The sequence below is a fragment of the Rhodococcus sp. GXMU-t2271 genome (assembly GCF_041414735.1).
GTDB classification, from domain to species: domain Bacteria; phylum Actinomycetota; class Actinomycetes; order Mycobacteriales; family Mycobacteriaceae; genus Rhodococcus; species Rhodococcus indonesiensis.
On the sequence record NZ_JAUIZP010000041.1, the window covers coordinates 19,004 to 30,147 of the forward strand.

Sequence of the window (11,144 nt, forward strand, 5' to 3'; positions counted from 1 at the left end):
GCCGTCGGTGTCCGTGCCCGATTCGCGCCCGCGGTCGTGATTGCCGGGGCATGCTGCGGGGAATACCTCGCCAGTCCCCATCGCGACGGAGGAGCCCATGGCGCACGAGAGCGACAGTCCCGGCGAACACGAGCACACGATCACCCTGCGCGTCGACGGCCGTGAGCGCCGCTGCACCGTCGACGTGCGCACGACGATCCTCGACGCCCTCCGCGACCGGCTCGGGATCTACTCCCCGAAGAAGGGCTGCGACCACGGACAGTGCGGCGCGTGCACGGTCCTGCTCGACTCCCGACGTATCGTGAGCTGTCTGTCGCTCGCGGTCGCGCACGACGGCGCAGACGTCGTCACCGCCGCCGGAATCGCGGACGACGGGCCGTCGCACCTGCCCCAGGCGTTCGTCGAATGCGACGCGTTCCAGTGCGGCTACTGCACGCCGGGCCAGATCTGCTCCGCCGTCGGCATGTTCGACGAGATGGCCAAGGGCGCCCCGAGCCATGTCACCGCGGACCTCACCCAGGATCCGGAACTCACCGACGACGAGATCCGCGAACGCATGAGCGGAAACCTGTGCCGGTGCGCGGCCTACCCGAACATCGTCGAAGCGCTCCGGCACGTCGCGAGCGGGGAGGGGCACTGCTCGTGAAGACGTTCCGATACGAGACGCCCACCGATCCCGCCGCCGCGGTTGCCGCGGTCGCCGGCCACCCCGGCGCCGCCTACCTTGCCGGCGGCACGAACCTGGTGGACCACCTCAAACTCGGTGTCACCGCGCCCGACGTGCTCGTCGACGTCTCCCGTCTGCCGCTCGACGTCGTCGCGGAGACCGCCGAGGGCGGACTGCGGGTGGGTGCCAACGTGCGCAACAGCGACCTGGCTGCCCACCCGGTCGTCCGCCGTCGGTACCCGGTCCTGTCCCGGGCCCTGCTGGCCGGTGCGTCCCCGCAGCTGCGCAACATGGCCACCACCGCCGGCAACCTGCTCCAGCGCACCCGCTGCGTGTACTTCCGGGACCCGTCGACTCCGTGCAACAAGCGTGCCCCGGGCAGCGGCTGCACTGCACTCGGTGGCTACACCCGCTACCACGCCGTGCTCGGCGCCTCCGAACACTGCGTCGCCACCCATCCGTCGGACATGGCGGTGGCGCTGCTCGCGCTCGATGCCGAGGTGACGGTGCTCGGCGCGCAGGGGGAGCGGTGCATCCCCGTCGAGCAGCTCTACCGGCTTCCCGGCGACAGCCCCGAGCGCGACACGGTGCTCGAGCGCGAGGAGCTGATCCTGGACGTCGAGATCCCCGCCCCCGAGGGCGCCGTCTCGACGTATCGCAAGGTGCGCGACCGGGCGTCGTACGCGTTCGCGCTCGTCTCGGTGGCGGCGGACCTGACGGTCGCCGACGGGCTGATCACGGGATGCCGCATCGCTCTCGGCGGCGTCGCGCACCGGCCGTGGCGCGCCCATCGGGCCGAGCACGTCCTGCTGGGCAGCGCCCCCGTCGACGCCGTCTTCGCTGCGGCCGCCGACGCGGAACTCGCCGATGCCCGGCCCCTCGACGGCAACGAGTTCAAGGTGCCGCTGCTGCGCCGCACCCTCGTCTCGGTACTGCGCGAACTCACTTCGGAGGCAGTCGCATGACCCCCTCGGCCCAGCGCCCGATCGGCACGTCGACGGCGCGGGTGGACGGCCCGCTGAAGGTGGCCGGCGCCGCGCCCTACGCGTACGAGCACCCGTTCGACGACCCCGCCTACCTCGTCCCGATCACGGCAACCGTGGCGCGGGGAACGGTGACCCGCGTCGAGACCGCCGCGGCGCAGGCCCTGCCCGGCGTGCTCGCCGTCCTCACCCCCTGGAGTGCCCCCAGGCTGGCGGACACCTCGGAGGCCGAGTACGCGGTCCTGCAGGACCCGGCCGTCGCCTTCCGGGGGCAGATCGTCGCCGCCGTGGTGGCCGAGACACCCGAGATCGCGCGACACGCAAGCGAACTGGTGCAGGTCGAGTACGAGTCCGCACCGCACGACGTCGTATTCCGGCCCGATCATCCGCGCAGTTACGCCCCCGAACAGGCCAACGGCGGCTACCCCACCGACGCGGAACAGGGCGACGCCGCGGCCGCCGAGGTCGCGGAACGCGACGGCGTCGTCGTCGACGGCTGGTATTCCACGCCCGAGGAGCACAACAACCCGCTCGAACCGCACACCGTCGTCGCGCTGTGGTCCCGGGGGTCGTTGACGCTGTACGACTCCACGCAGAGCCCCCACGGCGTCGTCTCCACGCTGGCGCCCGTGCTCGGGCTGCGCCCCGAGCAGATGCGGGTTGTCAGTCCCTACGTGGGCGGCGGTTTCGGCTCGAAAGGAGCACCGCATGCCCACGACGTCGTAGCGGCGATGGCGGCGCGGCTGCTGCCCGGTCGGGCGGTCAAGTTCGCGGTGTCCCGGCAGGACATGTTCGGCTATGTCGGCTACCGCCCGCCCACCGTCTCGCACGTCCGGTTGGTGGCGAGTCGGGAAGGGCGGCTCGAGGCGGTGGTGCACGAGGCCTTCTCGCAGTCCTCGCACGTGCGCGAGTACGCGGAGCAGACGGCGGTGTCGTCGCGGGGGATGTACGCCGCCCCGTATCGGCGTACCTCGCACCGCATCGTCGCACTCGACGTGCCTGCTCCCTACTGGATGCGGGCGCCGGGGGAAGCGCCGGGGATGTTCGCGGGGGAGGTCGCGATGGACGAGCTCGCGGTGGCGTGCGGGCTCGACCCCATCGAGCTGCGAGTGCGCAACGACCCGCCCGCCGACCCCGAATCCGGGCGTCCGTGGTCGTCGCGACGGCTCGTGGAGTGCCTGCGTGAAGGTGCGCGGGTGTTCGGCTGGGATCCGGCCGACCGCACTCCCGGCACCCGCCGCGACGGCCGGTGGCTCGTCGGCACCGGAGTCGCGGCAGCGAGCTATCCGCACCTGCTCAACCCCGGCACCGAGGTCAAGATCCGCCACGACGGCGACGGTCGCTACACCGTGCGCACGGGTGCCGCGGACATCGGGACCGGTGCGTGGACCGCGCTCACCCTCATCGCGGCCGACGCGCTCGGATGCGGGCCCGAGGACATCCATCTCGAGATCGGTGACTCGGCCCTGCCGAACGCCACGGTCGCCGGCGGGTCCTCCGGCACCTCGTCGTGGGGCACCGCGATCGTCGCCGCGGCCCACGCCTTCCGCAAGCGGCACGGTGACCGGCCGGAACCCGGTGCCGAGGCCTCGGCGACGGCCGAGGAGAATCCCGCGCTCGAGCACTACCGAATCCAGTCGTTCGGTGCGCATTTCGCCGAGGTACGGGTGGATGTCGACACCGGCGAGATCCGGGTACCGAGGATGCACGGCGTGTTCTCGGTAGGGCGGGTGGTCAACCCCCGCACCGCACGTTCGCAACTGATCGGCGGGATGTGCTTCGGCATCTCCATGGCGCTGCACGAGGAGAGCATCCGCGATGCCCGCACCGGGCACGTGGTCAACCACGATCTGGCGGAGTACCACATCCCCACCCATGCCGACATCGGGGACGTGGACGCAACCTGGCTCGACGAGGACGACCTGCACGCCACCCCGATGGGGTCACGCGGGGTCGGGGAGATCGGGATCGTCGGCAGCGCGGCGGCGGTCGTCAACGCCCTGTGGCACGCCACCGGGGCGCGGGTGCGCCGGCTGCCGGCGCACCTCGAGGACGTGCTCGCGCACCTGCCCGACAGCGCTGCGGGCGAGTGACGACCTGGGAATATCACGGCTGTAACTCACAACATCTCGCGTTCTATGATTCTGTCGGCCACTAGGTGTAGTGTCTAGAGCGCTGGAAGGCTTGATCGTTTCCGGTCCCTCGGGGAAGCGGGATCGCAGTGATACGACGGGCCTCGAGGCACTGCTGTGCAGTCAGTCGTCAGGTTGCCGAAAAGGGGAAGTCATGAACATCACCGTCTACACCAAGCCTGCCTGCGTCCAGTGCAATGCCACCTACCGAGCCCTCGACAAGGCCGGTATCGAGTACTCCGTCGTCGACATCTCGGAGAACCCCGAAGCGCGGGACTACGTGATGGCCCTCGGCTACCTGCAGGCCCCCGTGGTGGTCGCCGGTGACGAGCACTGGTCGGGCTTCCGTCCGGACCGCATCAAGGCCCTCGCCGTCGCCGCCTGACCCGTCGCGAGCCGACCCACCGCCCCTGCGGCCGGTCGCCGGACCCGAGCGAAGTGATGTGAGACATCCATGACCTCGTTGGTGTATTTCTCGAGCGCATCGGAGAACACGCACCGATTCGTCCGGCGACTGGGGTTGCCGGCCACCCGGATCCCGTTGCACGACCGGGACGGCGCCTTCGCGGTGCACGAACCGTACGTGCTGATCCTGCCGACCTACGGCGGTGGCACCACCGCAACCGGCCGGGACACGAATTTCGTTCCCAAGCAGGTGATCCGGTTCCTCAACAATCCGCACAACCGTGCGCTGATTCGCGGGGTCATCGCCGCCGGCAACACCAACTTCGGCGAATCCTATTGTTACGCCGGAGATGTGGTGTCCCAGAAGTGCAAAGTTCCGTACCTCTACCGGTTCGAACTCATGGGTACCGCCGAGGACGTCGAGCGCGTCCGCGAGGGCCTGACACAGTTCTGGGCGCAGTCGTTGCAGTCGGCCTGACCGCGACCCACCCACACAACGTCCACTCCATCAACGCTGCGCCACCGTCGGGGATACGGGCGCGGCGAACCCGTCTACTCACAGTGGGAGCAAGCACCGTGACCGTCACCGATGCCGCGCCGGCAGCGAGCGCCAAGATCGACGAGTCCCTCAAGGGACTCGACTACCACGCGCTCAACGCGATGTTGAACCTGTACGGACCCGACGGCGAGATCCAGTTCGACAAGGATGTCGCCGCCGCCCGGCAGTACTTCCTGCAGCACGTCAACCAGAACACGGTGTTCTTCCACAACCTCGACGAGAAGCTGGACTACCTCGTGGAGGAGAACTACTACGAACCCGAGGTGCTCGAGCAGTACTCCCGGCCGTTCGTCAAGCAACTCTTCGAACACGCCTACTCGAAGAAGTTCCGCTTCCCGACGTTCCTGGGCGCGTTCAAGTACTACACCTCCTACACGCTCAAGACGTTCGACGGCAAGCGCTACCTCGAGCGGTTCGAGGATCGCGTCTGCATGGTCGCGCTGACCCTGGCCGCCGGTGACGAACAGCTCGCGACCCACCTGGTCGACGAGATCATCTCGGGCCGTTTCCAGCCCGCCACCCCGACGTTCCTCAACTCCGGCAAGAAGCAGCGCGGCGAACCCGTCTCCTGCTTCCTGCTGCGGATCGAGGACAACATGGAGTCCATCGGCCGCTCGATCAACTCGGCGCTGCAGCTGTCCAAGCGTGGCGGCGGAGTGGCGTTGCTGCTCAGCAACATCCGTGAGCACGGTGCGCCGATCAAGCAGATCGAGAACCAGTCCTCCGGCGTCATCCCCATCATGAAGCTGCTCGAGGACTCGTTCTCCTACGCCAACCAGCTCGGGGCGCGCCAGGGTGCCGGCGCGGTGTACCTGCACGCGCACCACCCCGACATCTACCGATTCCTCGACACCAAGCGCGAGAACGCGGACGAGAAGATCCGCATCAAGACCCTGTCGCTGGGCATCGTCGTCCCCGACATCACGTTCGAACTCGCGAAGCGCAACGAGGACATGTACCTGTTCTCGCCGTACGACGTCGAGCGCATCTACGGTGTGCCGTTCGCCGACATCGACGTCACCGAGAAGTACTACGAGATGGTCGACGACAAGCGCATCCGCAAGTCGAAGATCAAGGCCCGCGAGTTCTTCCAGACCGTCGCGGAACTGCAGTTCGAATCCGGCTATCCGTACATCATGTTCGAGGACACCGTCAACCGGGCAAATCCCGTCAAGGGCAAGATCACCCACTCGAACCTGTGCTCGGAGATCCTGCAGGTCTCCACGCCGTCCACCTTCAACGAGGACCTGTCCTACAGCCATGTGGGCAAAGACATCTCGTGCAACCTGGGATCGCTCAACATCGCCAAGGCCATGGACTCGCCGGACTTCGCGCACACCATCGAGGTGGCGATCCGGGCGCTGACCGCCGTGTCGGATCAGACCCACATCTACTCGGTGCCGTCGATCGAGCAGGGCAACAACGACTCCCACGCGATCGGACTCGGGCAGATGAACCTGCACGGCTACCTCGCCCGGGAGCGCATCTTCTACGGCTCCGAAGAGGGCGTCGACTTCACGAACATCTACTTCTACACCGTGCTCTACCACGCGCTGCGCGCGTCGAACCGGCTCGCCGTCGAGCGGGGTACGTACTTCAAGGGCTTCCCCGAGTCGAAGTACGCCTCGGGCGAGTTCTTCGACAAGTACACCGACCGGGTGTGGGAGCCGGCCACCGCCCGCGTGCGGCAGCTCTTCGCCGACGCCGGCGTGGCGATTCCCACGCAGGACGACTGGCGCGCCCTGAAGGCGTCGGTCCAGGAGCACGGCATCTACAACCAGAACCTGCAGGCCGTGCCGCCCACCGGGTCGATCTCGTACATCAACAACTCCACCAGCTCCATCCACCCGGTGGCGTCGAAGATCGAGATCCGCAAGGAAGGCAAGATCGGTCGCGTCTACTACCCGGCTCCCTACCTGACCAACGACAACCTCGAGTACTTCCAGGACGCGTACGAGATCGGGTACGAGAAGATCATCGACACCTACGCGGCGGCCACCCAGCACGTCGACCAGGGCCTGTCGCTGACGTTGTTCTTCAAGGACACCGTCACCACCCGCGACGTGAACAAGGCCCAGATCTACGCCTGGCGCAAGGGAATCAAGACGCTGTACTACATCCGACTGCGGCAGATGGCGCTCGAGGGCACCGAGGTGGAGAACTGCGTGTCCTGCATGCTGTGACGAATCTTGCCGGTACACATCGAAACTCAGGTAGGGAAAGACAGATGACCTCCGCACCCCGCGCGCATTCCCCGTCCCACGGCGCCCACGTCAAACTCATTGATCGCGTCTCCGCGATCAACTGGAACCGAGTTCCCGACGACAAGGACGCCGAGGTCTGGGACCGTCTCACCGGCAACTTCTGGTTGCCCGAGAAGGTGCCCGTCTCCAACGACATCCAGTCGTGGGGCACCCTCACCGAATACGAGCAAGAGCTGACGATGCGGGTCTTCACGGGCCTGACGCTCCTCGACACCATCCAGGGCACGGTCGGTGCGGTCTCGCTCATCCCCGATGCGGTCACCCCGCACGAGGAAGCGGTGCTGACCAACATCGCCTTCATGGAGTCGGTGCACGCGAAGAGCTACTCGCAGATCTTCTCGACGCTGTGCTCGAGCCGGCAGATCGACGACGCCTTCCGCTGGTCCGAGGAGAACGAGCACCTGCAGCGCAAGGCGCAGATCATCCTCGACTACTACAAGGGCGACGACCCGCTGAAGCGCAAGGCGGCGTCGACACTGCTCGAGTCGTTCCTGTTCTACTCGGGCTTCTACCTGCCGATGTACTGGTCGTCGCGGGCCAAGCTCACCAACACCGCCGACATGATCCGCCTGATCATCCGCGACGAGGCGGTGCACGGCTACTACATCGGCTACAAGTACCAGCGGGGTCTCGAGCAGATCACCCAGGCCGAACGCGACGAGCTCAAGGACTGGGTCTTCGAGCTGCTCTACGAGCTGTACGACAACGAAACCCACTACACGGCGGATCTCTACGACCAGGTCGGCCTGACCGAGGACGTCAAGAAGTTCCTCCGGTACAACGCCAACAAGGCCCTGATGAATCTCGGCTACGAGGCGCTGTTCCCGAAGGACGAGACCGACGTCAACCCGGCGATCCTGTCCGCGCTGTCACCGAACGCCGACGAGAACCACGACTTCTTCTCCGGCTCGGGCAGCTCGTACGTGATCGGTAAGGCAGTCGTCACCGAGGACGAGGACTGGGACTTCTGATCCTCCCACCCACCCGGTGTGACCGCCCGCTGTGACCGAATGTCACATGGGTTCGATGTGATCGAACCCATGTGACATTCGGTCGTGGGGCTCAGTTCGAATAGCCGTTGAGGGTGTTGCGCACGTCCGTCAGAACGGCTTTCGCGGCCACCGGGCCGGGCGTGGACCACACGAGGTCGTCCACCGCGAACAACCGGCTGTCGGTGACCGCCCCGAGGTCGAGCCAGGCCTCGGAGTCCATCACCTCGCTGCCGTGGGCGACGCCGTCCTCGCCGGCGAAGCGGACGTAGATCAGGTCGCCCTCCGCGGCGGCCGGGTCGGCCTCGTCGAGCGGCGCGTCGGCACTCCCGTCCTGCACACCGAACCGCTGTGCGGGCGGGCGCGCGACGCCGGTGTCGGCGAGGACCTGGCCGGCGAACGACGCGGTGCCCTCGACGACCGCGCCGTCGCCGGTGAACCGCACGATCGACGCCTGCGTCTGAGACGCGGTCGTCGCCGTGCCCACGTCCGTCGCGGTGGCGCGGTAGTCGTCGAGCACCCGGGCCGCCGCCTGCGAACGTCCGAGTGTCTCTGCGGCGCGGAGGAACTGCTGCCGCCAGAACACCGGGTCGGAGCCGACGAGCACCGTCGGTGCGACGGCCCCGAGGCGGCGGTAGAGCTCCGGGTCGGCAGAGGAGCCGAGGATCAGATCAGGCTCCGCACCGTCGATGAGCGCGACGTCGGGCGCCGACGTCGTGCCCACCGACGGCAGTTCCGCGATGCCGGTGCCGAGGTACTCGGCCCGGGCGACGTCGGTGGTCGTGCCGACCACGCGCTCCCACAGGCCCAGTGCGCACACCGCGTCCATCGCGGCAGCGTCGAGTACGACGATCCGCTGGGGGTCGACGGGCACCTCGGAGACACCGCCGGTGTGGATCACCGACCGGGTGCCGCCGGCGGGCTGCCCCGGATCCAGGGGGCTCGGCAGCGCGCACGCGGTCGTGGTGTCGCGTTCGATGCCGATGACGGCGGCTCCGGCGATGCGGGTGGTCGTGCGAACGATGCTGCTCGCCGGATCGTCGGTCGTCTCCGCGCATCCCGCCAGCCCCAGCGCCGCGACGGCAGTGAGGGCGACGGTGCACGTGACGGCGCGGGACCGGGACGCTGCGGGCATACGACCACTCCTGTCTAGGGGACGGTCCAGGTTAACTGGTGTGCGGATCGACCCCGAAAGCCTCGGCGAGGTCGTCGAGGATCTTGTGTGCGCCCTGGATGGACACCGGCGTCATCCAGAGGCTGTCGTCCACGTCCACCTTCCGGCCGCTCAGGTTCTGCCACAGCGGATTGGACAGGAACGGCTGCGCCGCCGCCTCGGACTTGCCCTCCCCGTCGCGGTACATGCTGACGAAGATCACATCCGCGTCCGCCTCGCCGATGAGTTCGGGGCTGACCGCATTCATGATGCTGCTCGGATCGGCCGGATCGGGTCCCTGGCTCGCCGGCCTGGCCAGGCCGGCATCCTCGAGGACGATGCCGCTGAACGACGTGGTGCGGTACAGACGAGCGGTGGGTTCGCCGGCGAAGCGGACCACCGAGACGGTGGGGTTGCCGGCTGTGGCGTTGATCTCGTCGCCGATGGCTTTCGCCCGGGCCTCGTAGTCGGCGATCTTCTGCTCGGCGAGGTCCTCCTTGCCGAGGGCACGCGCGGCGAGCCGGATGTTGTCCTTCCAGGTCGGTCCGGTGCTCTCGGAGAAGACCGTCGGTGCGATGGCGGAGAGCTTGTCGTAGTTCTCGCCGTCGCGCACGTCCGCGGACAGGATCAGGTCGGGCTGCAGAGCGGCGACCTTCTCGAGGCTCGCGTCGGACACCGCGCCGACCGACGTCGCGTCCGCGGCGAACCGATCGCGCGTGTCACCCAGGTAGTCGGGCAGGCCCTCGGTGCGGTAGTCGACGTAACCGACGAGTTCGGATTCGAGCAGCAGGGTCGCATCCGCATAGCTGGTGTCGAGCGCGACGACCCGCAGCGGCGGGGAGTCGAGGGTGGTCGTTCCGCGGAAGTGCTCGACGGTGCGGGGGAAGCCCGCGGTGGCCGGGGCCTGCTCTGCCGTGTCGCCGGAGGAGCAGCCGGCGAGCAGCGCAGCCGCAGTAAGGGTCGTCGCGAACGCGGCGATGCCGCGGCGCAGGGGGAGGGGGTGCACGGTGAACCTCGTCTCTCGGGGGCTTCGTACTTAGGTGACGCTTACCTTAGGGTCTGGGCGAAACGGGAGGTGCAGAGGGTGGCGGACCGCCCCCGGGTTGCGTGGGTCACAGACCCCCGTCGGTATGCTCGAGGGCCGAGTACGACACTGAGTAGGACCCGGTGAGCGTGCGGTGGTCGCACCGTCTACGATTCGATCAGCGCAAGCCAGAGAACGTTCGTCTCGCACTGCGAGTCGAGCGCGCAATCAGGAGGATTAGTGACTGCCGTAGCGCCCCAGCCAGTCCCGGAGATAGCTGCAGCGAGGCCGTACCCGCCGCGGCAGGGACCCAAGGGCTCGTTCTTCTACAAGATGATCACGACCACGGATCCCAAGATGCTCGGGATCATGTACATGGTCACCTCGTTCGCGTTCTTCCTCATCGGCGGCGTGATGGCTCTGCTCATCCGCACCGAACTCGCGGTTCCGGGTCTGCAGTTCCTGTCGAACGAGCAGTACAACCAGCTGTTCACCATGCACGGCACGATCATGCTGCTGATGTACGCGACCCCGGTCGTGTTCGCGTTCGCGAACTACATCCTGCCGCTGCAGATCGGCGCCCCCGACGTCGCGTTCCCGCGTCTGAACTCCTTCAGCTACTGGCTGTACCTGTTCGGCGCCACGATCGTGACCGCCGGCTTCATCACCCCCGGTGGTGCGGCCGACTTCGGCTGGACCGCGTACAGCCCGCTCACCAGCGAGCTGCACTCGCCCGGCGTCGGCGGTGACTTCTGGGTCCTCGGCCTCGGCGTGATGGGTCTGGGCACCATCCTCGGTGCGGTCAACTTCATCACCACCGTCGTGTGCCTGCGCGCCCCCGGCATGACCATGTTCCGGATGCCCATCTTCACGTGGAACATCCTCATCACCAGCGTGCTGATCCTCCTGGCGTTCCCGCTGCTGACCGCTGCGTTCTTCGGCCTCTTCGTCGATCGCCACCTCGGTGG

General features: G+C 67.6%; 10 protein-coding genes. 8 read left to right on the top strand and 2 right to left on the bottom strand.

The window, feature by feature from the left end:
• The first annotated feature begins 97 nt into the window (after positions 1 to 97).
• The 7 genes from QYS60_RS16120 to nrdF all read left to right on the top strand — a co-directional run bounded on the left by QYS60_RS16120 (position 98) and on the right by nrdF (position 7,981).
• On the top strand, positions 98 to 646 hold the full coding sequence (locus QYS60_RS16120) for a 2Fe-2S iron-sulfur cluster-binding protein (RefSeq protein ID WP_289378571.1): 549 nt from the start codon (positions 98 to 100) through the stop codon (positions 644 to 646).
• A complete protein-coding gene (locus tag QYS60_RS16125) occupies positions 643 to 1,632 on the top strand; it encodes a xanthine dehydrogenase family protein subunit M (RefSeq protein ID WP_289378572.1) in 990 nt (329 codons plus the stop codon). The genes QYS60_RS16120 and QYS60_RS16125 overlap by 4 nt, the downstream gene beginning before the upstream one ends.
• Positions 1,629 to 3,743 (top strand): xanthine dehydrogenase family protein molybdopterin-binding subunit, encoded by a 2,115-nt coding sequence (locus tag QYS60_RS16130; protein ID WP_371383645.1) that lies wholly within the window; start codon positions 1,629 to 1,631, stop codon positions 3,741 to 3,743. Before QYS60_RS16125 ends, QYS60_RS16130 begins: the two co-directional genes overlap by 4 nt.
• Positions 3,744 to 3,936: 193 nt before the next feature.
• The gene (locus QYS60_RS16135; protein WP_003936942.1) at positions 3,937 to 4,167 is read left to right on the top strand and encodes a redoxin NrdH; all 231 of its coding nucleotides are present in this window, start codon (positions 3,937 to 3,939) and stop codon (positions 4,165 to 4,167) included.
• 69 nt (positions 4,168 to 4,236) lie between these two features.
• A complete protein-coding gene (gene nrdI, locus QYS60_RS16140) occupies positions 4,237 to 4,665 on the top strand; it encodes a class Ib ribonucleoside-diphosphate reductase assembly flavoprotein NrdI (protein ID WP_003936943.1) in 429 nt (142 codons plus the stop codon).
• 98 nt (positions 4,666 to 4,763) lie between these two features.
• On the top strand, positions 4,764 to 6,929 hold the full coding sequence (gene nrdE / locus QYS60_RS16145) for a class 1b ribonucleoside-diphosphate reductase subunit alpha (RefSeq protein WP_054373946.1): 2,166 nt from the start codon (positions 4,764 to 4,766) through the stop codon (positions 6,927 to 6,929).
• Positions 6,930 to 6,973: 44 nt separating this feature from the next.
• A complete protein-coding gene (nrdF, locus tag QYS60_RS16150; RefSeq protein ID WP_003936945.1) occupies positions 6,974 to 7,981 on the top strand; it encodes a class 1b ribonucleoside-diphosphate reductase subunit beta in 1,008 nt (335 codons plus the stop codon).
• Positions 7,982 to 8,072: 91 nt separating this feature from the next.
• Here the strand turns inward: nrdF and QYS60_RS16155 are convergent, their stop codons facing one another.
• On the bottom strand, positions 8,073 to 9,134 hold the full coding sequence (locus QYS60_RS16155) for an ABC transporter substrate-binding protein (protein WP_289378576.1): 1,062 nt from the start codon (positions 9,132 to 9,134) through the stop codon (positions 8,073 to 8,075).
• A 31-nt stretch (positions 9,135 to 9,165) separates the two neighbouring features.
• Complete coding sequence (locus QYS60_RS16160; RefSeq protein WP_289378578.1) at positions 9,166 to 10,158, bottom strand: ABC transporter substrate-binding protein; 993 nt, start codon at positions 10,156 to 10,158, stop codon at positions 9,166 to 9,168.
• Between the two features lie 258 nt (positions 10,159 to 10,416).
• On the opposite strand from QYS60_RS16160, the gene QYS60_RS16165 reads away from it, so the two are divergent.
• Positions 10,417 to 11,144, top strand: a 728-nt coding sequence (locus QYS60_RS16165; protein ID WP_371383646.1) for a cbb3-type cytochrome c oxidase subunit I, incomplete at its 3' end; no start/stop codon positions are given.